Origin of the sequence: Solibacillus sp. R5-41, from assembly GCF_002736105.1 — a bacterium.
Classification (GTDB): domain Bacteria; phylum Bacillota; class Bacilli; order Bacillales_A; family Planococcaceae; genus Solibacillus.
Map to the genome: position 1 here is coordinate 4,239,367 of NZ_CP024123.1, position 15,341 is coordinate 4,254,707.

A 15,341-nucleotide genomic window follows, 5' to 3' on the forward strand; every position below is an offset into this window, starting at 1 on the left:
TTTCATTCTTTAACTTGCACCCCAGCAAAAGGCACAACTGCTTTGCGATATTTCATAAGACCTACACAAATATCACGAACAAGGCATTCTTTATGCTCGCCGTGATCAGGATATCGCACCATATTATCACCGTTATGCACGAATACCTTTCCGCCACTTCCATCTAACGTAGGATATTGCCATAAATAATCTGCTGAGTAATTTGCATTGTCAGCCCCTATGGATGTGAGACCTATAGCATTTTCAGGTAATCGCGTAAATCCTCTTGAATACTGCCCTATTATGCCGCTCCACCCATCAAAGTCATCTGGCATATTCTTAAAAAATTCAAATGGATCATTTTCTATTCTTACCTTGAGATTCGTATAAGGAGTTGGAGGCACCGTTTGGAATGGCTTTAAAAATGGCAGCCAGCATATAGCTACTTCTATATTTAATATAAATTGTCCACCATTCTTGATATATTCCATCATTCTATCCGAGTATCGCTGCATATAGATATTGTCACCCAGACCAGGGTAATAGATGATATCACAGTCCCAAACCTCATCCGGAATAGGACGAACGCCATAGTATTCGATTTGTCCGCCTGTGCCTTCAAAGGTCTTCGCTAAATATGAAGGCGTATTCTCAGAGTCAAACGATGTTGTTTGCAAATAAGCCACTTTAAACGGATTAATCTTATTCCTATCAATACCAAGCTCATTATGAATCCATGGGTAAAATTCTTGAAGTAGTTTCATAGCTGCTGGCATAAATCGTTGACCATTATGACTATGAGGGTCTAGTGTTGTGATAAACACTCTACCACCACCTTCTAAATCGTCAAAATCAACGATAACAGACTCATCAGTATCTTCTATCGCGAGCAATGTAGTACCGTTATGATTTCCTTTGAATGATCCATGCCAGTGCCAACGTAAATTCTCAGGCTTTACATATTCAAAAAAGGAATGATTTATATTATCCGGAACATATAGCTCTATTTTACCATCTGGCTTAGTCCACCATAACCAATCCTTGATTTTTGAATCGACCCACTCTATATCTACAACATCTAAAAGCTTATCAACATTGTTAAGTGCAAAAATTAAAAGAAAGCCACCATTTCTAACATATTCGTTAAGTTGTTTTTTGTGTGGCAGTATGCGGTCACTATGACAATGACAAGAAACAATAACTGCATCGAATTCTGCTAGATTAAAATTAGGAAGGTCATCAGCATAAATTAATTGATCCATGTAATGAGCGTAATCCCAATAGCTGATTAACTGCGCACTTGTTCCTGTTGTAACATAAGCGATTTTTTTCATTTTTACACCTTTTCATCGTTAAAATTTATGCAAATCTATTGGCAATATTGTTGAATAGGATTTCTCTGCTTGTTCATACGATAATATTTCAGAATTAATACCAAAATAATTTCGTAAATTATCGGTATTCACTACTTTTTCAGTTTCATCGAAAATATACCCATCTTTACCTAAAAGCAAAGTCGAGTTTGCTATACGAAAGGCATGATGTGGGAAATGTGTATTTATAATAATAGAATATTCCCCTTGCTGATTTAACTCTTCGACAATATTCAATATTTTTAGTTGGTTTCTCAAGTCAAGATGGGATTCTGGTTCGTCCATTATGAGTATTTTAGGATTCTTGATAAGGGCTCTTGCAATTAAAACCATTTGTAGCTCACCGCCACTCATCTTATTACAATTTTGTTCACTTAGATGCTCAATACCTAGCCTTCTTAATTGTTCATAGGCTCTCTCGTAATCCTCTTTTTTAGGAAGCCTGCCCATTCTCACATGAGGAGATAAACCCATAACAGTCATTTCAAGCCCAGTAAATCCAAACGCCGATTTTTTAGATTGTGGCACATAGGCTACTAGTTTCCAATACTCACTTGCAGACATTTGTTTAACAGATTTATCATTTATTAAAATATTTCCTGATTTGTATTCTAAAAATCCTAATAAGCATTTTACAAAGGTTGTCTTACCAATCCCATTTGCTCCTAAGATGGCTAATGTTTCACCCTTTTTTACGTTAAAGGATAAATCTTTAAATATCTGTCTTTCTGAGTTGGGATATTGAAAGTTAAGATTTTCAACTCTAATCATCCCACACACCTCCTGTTCTTCTAAGAAGATAAATAAAGAATGGTACACCGAGAAGCGAGCTTATAATAGATAATGGAATTTCTGCTGCTGTTAGGGATCTTGCGAGTGTATCTGTAATTAGCATAAATATAGCGCCCATAATCATAGCTGCTGGCACTAAATGTTTATTGTCTGTTCCGACGATCATCCGTGTAAAATGCGGTACAATTAGCCCAACAAAACTAATAATGCCAGCAATAGATACAATTGACGCCACAATGACTGTTGTGAAGAATATGATAATAACACGCATTTTTTTTACATTTACGCCCAACGAAATCGCTTCATCTTCATCTAGTGAAAGAAGATTTAGATGCCATCTGTATTTATAGAGGACAAATAAAGAAATCAAAATACTAGGCATTGTTCTAATAATGGTTTCCTTCGAAGGTCCAGCAAGTGAGCCCATAAGCCAAAAGGTGATAGCAGGAAGTTCATTTTTGGAATCGGCCATAAACTTTAGTATGGAGACGCCAGAGTCGAATAATGCGCTAGTAATAATTCCTGAAAGAACGAGCATAAGCACAGTGAGACGCCCACGTCTTTTTGCGATGCTATATGTGAGGTACATCCCTGCAAACGCAAAGAGTATGGCCAAAAACTGCGTGCCAAGCGTTGTTCCAATTGTTATTATGCCAATAGCTGCACCGAAGCTTGCTCCCGATGATACGCCCAAAATATGCTCACTTACGAGCGGATTACCAAATGTAGCCTGCAAAGCAGCCCCAGCAACAGCAATACCAGCCCCTACAACCACCGCTAACAGTACGCGGGGTATTCTAATTTCGTGTACGACTACTGAAAGCTTCGGGTCTGAAATTGAATCTGGGTTAAAGATTGAATGGAAAACATCTAGCGGGGCGATTGTGTATCTTCCGATACAAATCGCTGCCACCATTAAAATAATTAAGGAAAGAGAGGATAATACGTAAAAGGTCCTAAGCTTCCTCTGTCTTGCTGTTGCCATCAAAACATCTCCTTATTGCATAAACATGTCGAAGTATTTGCTATTTTTGTTCGCTTCAACATTTAGAATTTGATCAATTTCTTCCTCAGTTACATCGATATTGTACAACAATTTATAATCTTCACGAACCTGTTCGCGCATACTAAAATCCTTGAACTTCTCTGGAGTCGCTAAGAAAGCATAGAAATACCAAGTAATTCCTGGATTATCTAGTTGAGATGCTGTAGGGGCTTTGTACACTCTTTTTTCTTTAACAGCTGTCAGGTTTTTAAGAACAGGATGGTTATAGAAATATTCGGGAGTGATATCTTTTAGGAAATCGCCAATAACGATCATATCAGGATCCCATTCTAGTAAGGTTTCTACATTGATTTCAGCATCTGGTGTATCAAATTTTCCAACTGTATAGGTAAGGTTATCTACCTTATGTACTGCAGTGTGAGGGAGTTCTGTTCCCCATGTTGTAATTTTATTTTCAGCTACATTGCCTATAAATACATGATTTTGTTGCTCATCTTCTGTTAGGCTTTCAGTTACTTTAAGAACGGCTTGTTTAGATTTCTCATGGTGTGCAAATACCTCATCTACTCGATCTTGCTTTCCTAGAGCTTCACCGTATAACGTATATCTTTCAATATCGTCAGCATACGTACCCCAGTTTACAGCTACAACATCAATGCCAGCATCTTCTAGAGGTTTAATTCCTTCTTCTCCAAAATTCCATTGATAAACAACATCAGGGGCCAAATTTAAAATACTTTCAACATTTGGCTTTGACCAATCACCATGCATGATGTCAGAATTCACATCTAGAATTTTCGGATATTTTTTTGCAACGACATCGCCTTTAATATTATTCTCTTGATCATTTTTTACCATGCCTAAGTATGGTTTAGCGGATTGTGTAATAGAAAGCATTTCAGATCCCTCGGCTGGAAATAGCACGAAGTTTTCAGCATATCCATTCTCAAGAACAACTTCTTTATCTCTACCATCAACGATAGTTACAGGTTCACTAACAACTTTTGCACTTTCCTTTTCCTTTTGGCTGTTATCAGAGGCTTGGCAGCCAACTAAACCTAATGCCATAATACCTACTGTACTACCCATTAAAAATTTTGATTTAATCATGTTTGTCACTACTCCTAATAGTTTTTTTGTTCTGCAAAAATAATCCCCATACGATCGCAACCCCATGGCCAATCCGATAAATCCGATCATAAAAGGGGCACATAATCTTATTCCGCATTCTTCGGTTACTTCATTCTCTTCCCTTATAAACAAAAAAATCTTATCATCATTGAGAATGATAGTCAATCTCACACATTTTACCAATGAATACCTAGAAGCATCTTTAACTCTATTTTCGAAGCTTAAAATAGGCAAATATTTCCAGATATAGCTGCTAACCAGCATTCCATTGCATTGATGCCATTGACCACGAACCGTTACGCCAAGTCGTTAGACCAATGTCCATCCACGTCCGCGAGTGTCACCGGGTGCCAAATTAGCGAGTACGCGCTGTTCGTCATGCTATTGACGACAGTGTAATACTTTCCATCACGCTCCAAGCTGTTTGGATAATTAATCGAACAATACTTCCGTAGCAGGAAGTTTGTAGTTGCCGTTAGGGAGTCTAGATTGCCCGCTTAATTTTCACCACTTTTACCGTATCCCCGGTTAGCACTGTATCCACTTTATCTACACTCGAAATTACGGAAACGACCAGTTCGCTCCTACTGTCAGCGCTACGTTCTTCACGACGCCGCTTGTTGCGCCCGTTCCGTTCACTTGCAACGAGGCTGGGACAAAAGAGAAAAAGTGTTAGATTGACTGATGTCGATCTAACACTTTTTTGCTGTAAGAGTTGAAGTCCGCTACGACGGACGCTTTCCGAGGCGTGGCCTTTGCTCCTCTTTCTTAAAATTTAAGGTTTTGTCCCAGCCTCTTCTAAAAAACCGCACTTACTTATGATACGGTTCACCGTGATGGATCTAAATGAGGTTTTCATTTTGAAGTCTGGACTAAAGATTTCACTTTAACTTAGTCGTCTTTTTTCTGGTCCATTTTATTAGTTTTCCTTTTTGTGAGCTAGCGCGGTTAAGGACACAGTTATAATCCTCCTGAAATGCTTGCCTGATCGCATAGTTAAGTGAATTAGTCACACCTAAGACAAATGTATTTTGGTACCGATTTACCACCATTACAAACAACAGCTTCCTATTATAAAATTTTACTAAAATAAATAGAAGATGTGCTTAAAACGGAATAAACTGGATTTCTTCTTTAAAAGCGGCTCTAGAAATATTATTGCAATATAAATGCCATAGTCGTAAACGAATTAACACCTACTTGTTCTTTTTCTCAGAAAAATCTATGTTACGATTATTTTAAATTAGCAACCAAGAATATGGAGGATAAATGAATGCTTAAAAAAATTATATCAATTGTTCCCGTTGCAATGCTCTCGGTAACTTTAAGTGCTAATGTTCAAGCTGCAACGATTACTGTACAAAAAGGAGATACCCTTTGGGATCTATCTCGCGCAAATAATACATCTGTAGAAAATATCCAAACGTTGAATCATCTTACTACCGACCTTATTCACCCTGGGGATGTCCTAACCATTGCACAGCAAAAACAATATACCGTTAAGCAAGGTGATACATTATGGGACATAGCCCTAGATCATCAAGTAACAGTTTCGCAAATTAAAGAATGGAACCAATTACATACTGATCTCATTCATCCAGGTTTAAATCTATTCATCTGGGATGGTTTGAAAACTAGTAATACGGTTGTAACTGAAAAACCAATGATGCCTGCAGCACATAAATCAAAGGAAACTACAACTTCAGCAACTACTCCATCAACAAGTAATTCAGCTTCAATGGATAGTACACCTAAAGCAACTACTCCATCAACAAGTAATTCAGCTTCGATGGATAGTACACCTAAAGCAACTACTCCATCAACAAGTAATTCAGCTTCGATGGATAGTACACCTGAAGCAACTGCTCCATCAACAAGTAATTCAGCTTCGATGGATAGTACACCTGAAGTAACTGCTCCATCAACAAGTAATTCAGCTTCGATGGATAGTACACCTGAAGCAACTGCTCCATCAACAAGTAATTCAGCTTCGATGGATAGTACACCTGAAGCAACTGCTCCATCAACAAGTAATCAGCTTCAAAGGAAATTATAGTGAAAGCTTCAGCCTATACGGCTTCATGTGAGGGATGTTCTGGTATTACCTCTACTGGAATAAACCTGAAAGCAAACCCAAATGCAAAGGTCATCTCAGTTGACCCAACTGTTATTCCACTTGGCAGTAAAGTTTATGTAGAAGGCTATGGTGAAGCGATCGCAGGGGATACTGGCGGAGCAATTAAAGGGAATCGAATCGATGTCTTTATTCCTTCTCAACAGGATGCAATCAATTTTGGGGTAAAACAATTAAAGGTAACAATATTAAACTAACATATCTATGACCAGCCTATCCTTAGGATTTCTATATATGTACAAAAAGGTAATTTGAATCCTTATAATAAGCAAAAAAGAACCACATTTGGTTCTTTTTTGCTTATTTTTTTATGCCTTCCAATAGGTTTGTAATCTTCTCTCTTTTTTCAAAATGTCTATTGATTCTCAGATTTTTTCTTTTTTGTCTCATAATGAAAAAACATTTAAAATGCTGTCAAATCAACGTTCTAAATGGTTATTCGCATAAACAGTCCCTTCTTATGGTACCTTTCTCCGTAACACAAGTTAATGCCCTGCCACTCCGCTCGCTTATAATTATGGATGATAAAAGCTTCATTCATTTATACGGAAAATAATTATTAACAAACTCCCCTCTACCAAATCATGGACAGAGGGGGGGTAGTTTAGAATGTGCACCATTAAAATCGAAATTTCACTCGAACAGAGGCAGTAATAGGAATTCTCCCCTGCTCAATAGGCGTCATAAATTCCTGATTACTCAATTGAACCGACTTATACGGAACTGGTGTGACATTATGGCTCTCTTCAATAATTTCGACTGGTATAGGTTGTAAGGGTACATACATCGTTTCAGCCATGGATTTGGCTTTCGCTATTGCATTAACAAGTGCTAAATTAAGGGCCTTTTGATAGTAGGCATCCGAATTTTCTATTTTAAACTGAATAGCTGAAACATGATTTGCCCCATTTTGTATAGCTGTATCAATAACCATACCAGCTTGACTAATATCCGTTATTTTAACAGTAATCGCATTTTGTACCTCAAAGCCCCTAAATATCTGTCTTCCCTCAATATAATCGTAGTTTGGGGAAATCGTATAAACAGTTGTTTGGATTGCCTCTCTTGGAATATTTAACGCCACAATTGACTCAATAACGCGATTCATGATGATGGCATTTTCTTGCTGAGCTAGACTGACATCTTTTCCTTCTGTGCGCACTTCAATCTGAATTTGGACATAATCGGGCTGTGCATCAATTTCTCCATTCCCTGTCACGGTTATTTCACGTGAAACGGAGAATGGGTGAAACCAAATTTGTGGATGATACAACGGATTCCGCCTTTCGTGTAATTGTTATTCAATATACTATGCGCTTTGTCTATGTAATCGTTCGTATCAGTTATTCCTTTTTTACTGGGCTTGTTAATTAACCAAATCTCCACACCTTACATTTTTAAATGCCCCGAAATTTAGAATGGGCAAATAATTCATGTGCCTTAAAGGATGGTAAAGAAGATTATTTTCTAAAATATAATAAGTACATTAATCATAGTAATCAGACATAACGTTGCGTTCAAATTTTTATATTCAAAATGCTTAGCACTTTATTTATTGCTCAAATTTATCTCATGTATTGATGATGAAGTATACTTTGCTTTCATTGATTATCACCATTTATTAAATTTGGATAAATAAAAACCACCAAAATACTGTCTCAACAGCACTCTGGTGGTTTCATAAATCGCACTTACTTATGATACGGTTCTCCGTAACTAGTATAGATGCATTTTTTACATCGTACTTAATTACAAATCCAATGATGCGTCTGCTTCGTTTGCTACAAGCTCTACAAAGTCCTCATAATATTCCATTTTATGTACTTTTTAGATATTTCATTATTTGAAGCTTATAGTTTTTCAATCTATCTAAATGTTATTTTCACAGTATAACCAAGGTTGCTAAAAAAACCTTTAAGAACTTTCTCCGCACTTTTTTCCGCTGATTCTAATAAGCCTATTTCAATGGCCTCATCTTTAACCTTCTCCTGTGCTTCTGCCGCTAGATCAAATCCTTCTTTCCATTGCACTTCCCCACGGAATAGCCCTTCGTCTGAGAAAGTTTTGACACTATCCATCTGAATTGTTGGGTCCTGTATAAGCGTTGCTCGTGGTAGGACGATTCCTAGCTCCTTTTCCTTATCATTGATTTTTATATCATCTGAAGTTATCCCTTTAAGATCAACTCCTGCAATAACTGTAGCAGGAACAATTAATAATATCTCTCTCTTTGTACCCGGCAAATTAACCGAAATATCATTTCCGAACAATTTATTATCCTCTTCCTCAATGATTACTTTTATATGGGCTTCAGCTGTTGCAAGCGTTGCTAAATCTTGGACCTGTTCTACAAATGTTGTACTTTCCTTTTTAAGGGTACTACCGGAGAGAAACCAAACAACTCCAGATATGATGGCTATGAGAAGCAATGTAAATAAAAATATCTTTACTCCCCATAATTTAAAAATGAGCTTAAATAATGCTCCAGAGATATTGGCGGTTCCTCTACTCCGTCCTACAACAGCAGTAGCAGCACTTTCTTCTTCGCCTTTCTTTAGTTCCTTCAAAACACTCCTGAATTGTGTTAATTCTTCATCTTTTTTACTCATAGTATTCCTCCTACATTTTTCCTTCTTACAATATCCTTTTAAGAGCTTAATTCTATTTTCTTGTCTCTGCGATTAGTATAAATAAACGTGGATTGCCATTTTCAAGAGGTTTGATATTTTTATATTTTTTGATACTTGTGAGCATCTAAATCTTTATAAAGTATTGTACTTTAGATACAAACACAATACCCACCTGAATTATCCCAAATAATATCACCATATTAAAAAAAGATGACATATTATGAAGGATTAAAAAAGCACAGTATGGATAATCAACCACCTGGAAAATACAAAGAAGTCGGACCAATAAGCAGTGGAAAACCTCTCTCTAGATATATTCATTCTACAACTACCCTCACCCTGATTAATAGTGAGATTAGCAAATGATTGAACAGGCATTTGACCAAATATATCTAAATGGGGTTAATATTTTGCCAATTGGTATTATCAAAACTAAAGTTAAACACTTGATAATTCAAATGAAAGCTAGTAAACTATTCAACGTGCTCGCTTATTACACACGAATATTACTGTATAACCTCAAGAATACGGCTTGAGGGTCTCTACCAGGAACCTTAAAATCCTGATTACAGAAAATGAACTATTCATTTTTTGTAATCAGGATTTTTTTATTTTCTAATTTTTTCATCAGAGAGGATGTATAGCAGAATATGAATTTCAAAGTTTTTATACTAGCATTATCAACAGTTGCCGTTGGTTTGGTAGAATTGATCGTTGGCGGTATACTTCCAATTATCGCAACAGATATGAATATCTCATTAAGCTCTGCTGGACAGCTGATTACAGTCTTCGCACTTATTTTTGCGATTTCCGGTCCAGTGTTATTAGTTTTAACGAGCAAAATTGAACGAAAAAAGTTATACCTTATTTCCTTGTTTATTTTTTTCATCAGTAATATCATAACTTATTTTAGTCCAAATTTTACCTTTATGATGATTGCCCGGGTTTTAAGTGCTATGAGTACAGCACTTATCGTAGTGCTATCCTTAACAATAGCAGCAAAAGTTGTTTCACCAGACCATCGAGCAAAGTCTCTAGGACTAATTTACATGGGAATTAGTTCATCGCTTGTCATGGGTGTGCCACTAGGTATTCTCATTTCCGATATTTTTGGTTGGCGGGTAATTTTTCTTGGAATTGCAATTCTATCAGTAGGCTCCTTTATCCTGATTTCCATCTTTTTGGAGCGAATTCCTGGTGAAGTGACAATTCCACTTTCACAACAATTAAAGGCCGTTGCCAGCTTAAAAATCGGGAGTGCACATCTTGCTACCATGTTTATGCTGGCAGGACATTATACGATCTATGCGTATTTCACTCCATTTTTGGAAACGGAACTTCATCTGAATTCTTATTGGATTAGCCTTTGTTATCTTTTATTTGGTATTGGAGCGGTAAGCGGGGGAGCATTTGGGGGAACACTTTCAGATAGGATTGGCGCACCTAAAAGTATCCTTATTGTCATAATCTCATTTGCTATTGTGCTGTTCTTACTGCCATTCACTACCTTCTCACTCATTGTATTTATACCGGTAATGATGATTTGGGGAGCATTAAGCTGGAGTCTATCTCCACCACAACAAAGCTATCTAATTCAAACAGATTCTGCTACATCGGATATTCAGCAAAGCTTTAACAATTCAGCATTACAAATCGGTATTTCCATGGGATCTGGATTTGGGGGTATTGTTTTAAATCAAACAAATACTATCTCACATGCAGCTTGGTATGGGGGTTGCCTTGTTCTCATTGCCTTAGCATGTGCAGTCTTTTCTTTAACAAGAAAAACGAATGTAAGAGGAGAATATAAAACGACAGCTTCGGATGTTCAACAATCAAATATATGATTTTAAATAGCATCATTCAGATTATTATCGAATGATGCTATTTTTATTTTAGAATCCTTATGGGGCGTGAAAAACCGCACTTACTTATGATATGGTTCTCCGTAATAGGCTTAAGTGCGATTTTTATACAACTATAAATCGAATGTATACACAGAATACATACTTAATTATTATATTACAGGTTTCTATGCTATAATAATCAAGTAATGTTCAACAATTATTGACACTGAACAATGGTAATTTCAGATTGAGGAAATTACCATTGTTGGGTGCCAAACCCATTAGAGTTCTTCAGGAACAAAGAATTCTACCGCAACATCTCCTTGTGAGATGTTGCCTTTTTTGTTTCCATGAAATTTTTATTGGGCTATCAATTAAAATCATGATCAAAAGCACTTTGCTATAAACGTAAATAATAGCATTTTCAATGTTGCCTACTGCGAAAATTTATATTTCCTTACTCATTAAATTAAAACCACCTAAGACGTTTCAAATTCAACGTCCTAAATGATCTTTTTTAAAACCGCACTTACTTATGATACGGTTCTCCGTAACTATTGTAAGTGCGGTTTTTTGTTGAAATAAAATTAGGCTCTTCATTGATGAATTTGATATAAAATTTCTCATCTATATAAACCGACTGTTCAACTACTTTGTTTAAATTAAGTTCTAACCTACCTTCTATAGAATCTATTTCTTCACCAATCCAGCAATAATAAAATTCACAAAAGTCTTCCTTTGGAATAATCTTTTTCAGTTCCTCACAAAAAGCATTAAATGTAGCTTTAGCTTTTATAAAATTATGCGGCGAATATTGTTCATTATATTTTGTCATTGCCCAAATGCTTTCGTAACCATAATTGAAGTCAATTTCATACGCAAATGGTGTTGAAAAAACATTTCTTTGAATTGTTAAACCTTCTTCTCTACAACTGTCTAATACAAATAAAGATTTCTCAATGTTATCTTCATCATTAATCGGCATCTCAATATTTGTACCTAAACATAAAATCATACTCATTTATTTCCCTCCAAAAAAGCAGCACCAATATAAAAATTGATGCTGCCTTAAAAAAACTCACTTACTTATGATACGGTTCTCCCTTAATTATCCTAAAACTTCGATAGATTTGCTCAACCAAAACAAGCTTCATTAGCTGGTGTGGCAATGTCATTTTTCCAAAGCATAGCTTTTCATCCGCGCGCTTTAGTACATCATCATGTAAGCCTAGGGATCCACCAATTACAAAGGCGACTTTACTTTTTCCGTAAGTCATTAGGGCGTCGAGGTCTGCTGCCATTTGCTCGCTTGTTTTCATTTTACCGTCTAGTGCCAGGGCAATTACGTAAGTGCCGTCACTTATTTTAGCTAAGATGCGCTCGCTTTCTTTCTTTTTCACGAGTTCCATTTCGGCATCACTTAATTGCTCAGGTGCTTTTTCATCCGCCACTTCGACAAGTTCCACCTTTGCATAGCTACCTAAGCGTTTAACATATTCATCAATGCCCATTTTTAAATACTTTTCTTTCAGTTTTCCAACCGAGACAATCGTAATATTCACAACTTATCCACCTTTACATTCCATTTACAAACAAGTTATCCACAAAAGTTATCCACATATTCACAGGGGTTCCCCATATATTGTGTAAAGTTATTTACTTGATACAATATATGTTGCCTGCTCTTCGCAATAAGAACAAACTGTTGATAACTTTTCCCCTTCCTTCAATAAATCCATCATTGGGAACTCGCCAGTTTCTGCCACGTGCATATCTAAAGCGTGATCTATATGGGTTTCGCAACTATATTTTTTCAATTTTATGCCTTCTTTCTATTCTGAAATTTCCACAAACTTATACACATTTCACATAATGTTATCCACAATCTATTGTAACAAAGAAAAAACGAGTAGCAAAGGAAAGCTATTTCCCTTTGTACCCGCTACTCACAAATATTATCCTTTTTAGTTATCCACAACTTATAATTGTGCACTATCTGTTAATAATAATTTTGCCTCTACTATTTTGCCTTGACGATATACTTTAACATTTAATGTATCGCCAATTTCTTTTTGATTATACAAATGTTTTCGAAGTGCAATGGATCCATCAATTTTCTCGCCATCCATATCTATAATGACATCATATTGTTTTAAGCCCGCTTTTTCTGCTGCTGAGCCTGGAGCAACTTGAGTAATGACAACACCATTTGTTACTTCAGCTGGCAATTGTAAAGTTTGTTGCTGATAATAAGCCGGCACTTCCGTTAAATCGACTAATGAAATGCCGATTGTTGGGCGTTTTACTTCACCTGTTTTTTCAAGCTCCTCAATTACTGGAATCGCTGAATTAATTGGAATTGCAAAGCCTAAACCTTCTACCGAAGATGCGGCGATTTTCATGGAGTTAATTCCAACTAATTGACCGGCAATATTAATTAATGCACCGCCTGAGTTTCCTGAATTGATTGCTGCGTCTGTTTGTAAAACATCCGTTGACCAATCTTCTACACCGTCTTCATTTAAATCAACTGGCACAGAACGATCTTTACCCGATACAACACCTGTTGTCACGGAGCCATAGAAATCTAAACCAAGTGGATTTCCGATGGCGATAACTGTTTCACCTTGTTTTAGTAAATCAGAATCACCAAATGACGCCACTGTTTTAATGCCCTCGCTTGGAATTGAAATGATTGCTAAGTCCGTCCACATGTCGCTGCCAACATTTTGTGCCTCTACTTTTGAACCGTCCTCTAATGTCACTTCTAACTGTTTCGCACCTTGTACGACGTGATGATTCGTGACGATATACGCTCTGTCACCTGCCACTTTATAAATAACACCTGATCCACTACCAACTTCTTGTGTTGTAGTCGCGCTTCTATTCCAAAAGTCTGGCATAACCTCTTGAATATTCGTAATACCTACAACAGCACTCGAAGCCTTTTCAACCGCTGTTACGACATCTGACTTTACTTCTGTTGCTGTTTGTTCAATTGTCGTTTGATTTTTTTCAGATGAATTTGTTAAAGCTTGATTCGTACCAGGTAATTGACTTGCAAGTGAAGGGAGTAGTAGCCATAATAACAAGGCTCCCACGACAATACCGCTCAATCCTGAAACAAAGTAGCCGACTTTACTGCCACTTTTATTATTTTTCCTTTGTATACGTTGCTGTCTTTCGATTTCTTCCCGTTTTAAACGCTCTTCTAATTCCACTGCTCTATCGTTTATTTCTAATTTTTGTTCGTCCTCTGGAAAATTACTCATCTCAATCATCCTTCCATTGTTTTGCCTACTGTTAGAATACACATAAAACATTAAAATTAGATGAAAATTACTTAAATCCTACTTAAAAAAGAACTAAAATTTTCTTTTTCCACAGTATTTTTTTTGGGAAAGTAATAGCTTGCCCAAAAAAAAAGAACTTTGCACAAATTTTCGCAAAGTTCTTTTCTTGATTATTAATTATGCCGAGGTATAGTTGCGTCCAGATTTTTCTCGAGCTTGCTCGAAAAACTCCTCTAAAAATCTATGACATCCGCCGGGGGCTTTAACTTGATTCAGCCGTCGTTTGAACCCACACTGAAATAAGGGCATATTTGGCATTAATCCTCCACTTATAGACGTGGAGGATTAATGCTGAAGCAAGTTAAACTGGTATAAGCATTGTTGGTTCTTCCGCATCCGTATCGTGCAGATTTACATATTCCCCTGTAATCACGCCACATGACTGCAATGTTTGGGTAACACTCATACGTGCTAAATCTTTCATATTGTTATCTTTGCTTAAATGGGCTAAATAAATTTGTGTTGGCTTTTCCGCTACAACTTCACTCATTGCCACAGCTGCATCTTCATTCGAAACATGTCCCACATCAGATAAAATACGGCGCTTAATGCTCCACGGGTATTTCCCCATTTGTAGCATACTGACATCATGATTGCTTTCAAATACATAGGAATCCGCAGCCGCAATATGGCCTTTCATGCGGTCGCTGACATAGCCTGTATCCGTAATGACAACGAGTTTCCGCCCATCTTGATTAAATGTATAAAACATAGGATCGGCCGCATCATGTGAAACCGCAAATGATTGAATATCAAGACCACCAAAAGTTTTCACCGTTTCCATATCAAAATGAAAGCGCAATTCAGTTGGAATATTTCCTATTAGTCCATCCATTGCATTCCATGTTAGTGCATTGGCGAAAATGGGAATCTTATGTTTTCGAGCGACGACACCTAGTCCTTTAATATGATCACTATGCTCATGCGTTACTAAAATGCCAGTTAAATTTTTCATATCGCGATCAACTTTAGAGAACAATTGCTCCATTTTCTTCCCACTTAAACCTACGTCTACTAAAAAAGAGTGTTCATCATTTTCCACATAGATGGCATTACCTGAACTACCACTTGCTAAAACACTAAATCGCATTCTTAA

Annotated in this window: 14 protein-coding genes and 1 riboswitch; of the genes, 3 read left to right on the forward strand and 11 right to left on the reverse strand. The window is 36.7% G+C overall.

What is annotated here, in order from left to right; all coding sequences use genetic code 11:
- Positions 1–2 precede the first annotated feature (2 nt).
- The 4 genes from CSE16_RS21010 to CSE16_RS21025 are packed head-to-tail and all read right to left on the reverse strand — an operon-like array spanning position 3 to position 4,260.
- Positions 3–1,313 carry a hypothetical protein gene (locus CSE16_RS21010; RefSeq protein WP_099425664.1) on the reverse strand — a complete coding sequence of 437 codons (1,311 nt, stop codon included), beginning with the start codon at positions 1,311–1,313 and terminating at the stop codon, positions 3–5.
- A gap of 18 nt (positions 1,314–1,331) precedes the next feature.
- Entirely contained in the window at positions 1,332–2,123 is a 792-nt protein-coding gene (locus CSE16_RS21015) for an ABC transporter ATP-binding protein (protein ID WP_099425665.1), read from the reverse strand.
- Positions 2,116–3,129 carry a FecCD family ABC transporter permease gene (locus CSE16_RS21020; RefSeq protein WP_099425666.1) on the reverse strand — a complete coding sequence of 338 codons (1,014 nt, stop codon included), beginning with the start codon at positions 3,127–3,129 and terminating at the stop codon, positions 2,116–2,118. Before CSE16_RS21020 ends, CSE16_RS21015 begins: the two co-directional genes overlap by 8 nt.
- A gap of 12 nt (positions 3,130–3,141) precedes the next feature.
- Positions 3,142–4,260, reverse strand: a complete 1,119-nt coding sequence (locus CSE16_RS21025; RefSeq protein WP_157764874.1) for an ABC transporter substrate-binding protein — start codon at positions 4,258–4,260, stop codon at positions 3,142–3,144.
- Positions 4,261–5,554: 1,294 nt separating this feature from the next.
- On the opposite strand from CSE16_RS21025, the gene CSE16_RS21030 reads away from it, so the two are divergent.
- Both CSE16_RS21030 and CSE16_RS21995 read left to right on the forward strand, forming a co-directional pair.
- Positions 5,555–6,337: a LysM peptidoglycan-binding domain-containing protein gene (locus CSE16_RS21030; protein ID WP_253896131.1), complete on the forward strand. Its 783-nt coding sequence runs from the start codon at positions 5,555–5,557 to the stop codon at positions 6,335–6,337.
- A complete protein-coding gene (locus CSE16_RS21995) occupies positions 6,337–6,612 on the forward strand; it encodes a 3D domain-containing protein (protein WP_253896132.1) in 276 nt (91 codons plus the stop codon). The genes CSE16_RS21030 and CSE16_RS21995 overlap by 1 nt, the downstream gene beginning before the upstream one ends.
- Before the next feature lie 422 nt (positions 6,613–7,034).
- Here the strand turns inward: CSE16_RS21995 and CSE16_RS21035 are convergent, their stop codons facing one another.
- Both CSE16_RS21035 and CSE16_RS21040 read right to left on the reverse strand, forming a co-directional pair.
- Entirely contained in the window at positions 7,035–7,688 is a 654-nt protein-coding gene (locus CSE16_RS21035) for an SIMPL domain-containing protein (protein ID WP_099425668.1), read from the reverse strand.
- Positions 7,689–8,280: 592 nt separating this feature from the next.
- The gene (locus tag CSE16_RS21040; RefSeq protein WP_099425669.1) at positions 8,281–9,024 is read right to left on the reverse strand and encodes a DUF4230 domain-containing protein; all 744 of its coding nucleotides are present in this window, start codon (positions 9,022–9,024) and stop codon (positions 8,281–8,283) included.
- A 510-nt stretch (positions 9,025–9,534) separates the two neighbouring features.
- A riboswitch (purine riboswitch) is annotated at positions 9,535–9,634 on the forward strand.
- Positions 9,635–9,695: 61 nt separating this feature from the next.
- Between CSE16_RS21040 and CSE16_RS21045 the strand changes: the two genes are divergently transcribed.
- Positions 9,696–10,892 (forward strand): MFS transporter, encoded by a 1,197-nt coding sequence (locus tag CSE16_RS21045; RefSeq protein ID WP_099425670.1) that lies wholly within the window; start codon positions 9,696–9,698, stop codon positions 10,890–10,892.
- A gap of 529 nt (positions 10,893–11,421) precedes the next feature.
- Here CSE16_RS21045 and CSE16_RS21050 read toward each other — a convergent pair.
- The 5 genes from CSE16_RS21050 to CSE16_RS21070 form a co-directional block, all read right to left on the reverse strand.
- Positions 11,422–11,913 carry a hypothetical protein gene (locus CSE16_RS21050; RefSeq protein ID WP_099425671.1) on the reverse strand — a complete coding sequence of 164 codons (492 nt, stop codon included), beginning with the start codon at positions 11,911–11,913 and terminating at the stop codon, positions 11,422–11,424.
- Positions 11,914–11,974: 61 nt separating this feature from the next.
- Positions 11,975–12,454, reverse strand: coding sequence for a 23S rRNA (pseudouridine(1915)-N(3))-methyltransferase RlmH (rlmH, locus tag CSE16_RS21055; protein ID WP_099425672.1), 480 nt, complete (start codon positions 12,452–12,454; stop codon positions 11,975–11,977).
- Positions 12,455–12,544: 90 nt separating this feature from the next.
- A complete protein-coding gene (locus CSE16_RS21060; RefSeq protein ID WP_099425673.1) occupies positions 12,545–12,709 on the reverse strand; it encodes a CxxH/CxxC protein in 165 nt (54 codons plus the stop codon).
- 162 nt (positions 12,710–12,871) lie between these two features.
- The gene (locus tag CSE16_RS21065; protein WP_099425674.1) at positions 12,872–14,164 is read right to left on the reverse strand and encodes a S1C family serine protease; all 1,293 of its coding nucleotides are present in this window, start codon (positions 14,162–14,164) and stop codon (positions 12,872–12,874) included.
- Between the two features lie 382 nt (positions 14,165–14,546).
- Entirely contained in the window at positions 14,547–15,335 is a 789-nt protein-coding gene (locus CSE16_RS21070; RefSeq protein WP_099425675.1) for an MBL fold metallo-hydrolase, read from the reverse strand.
- Positions 15,336–15,341: the final 6 nt, after the last annotated feature.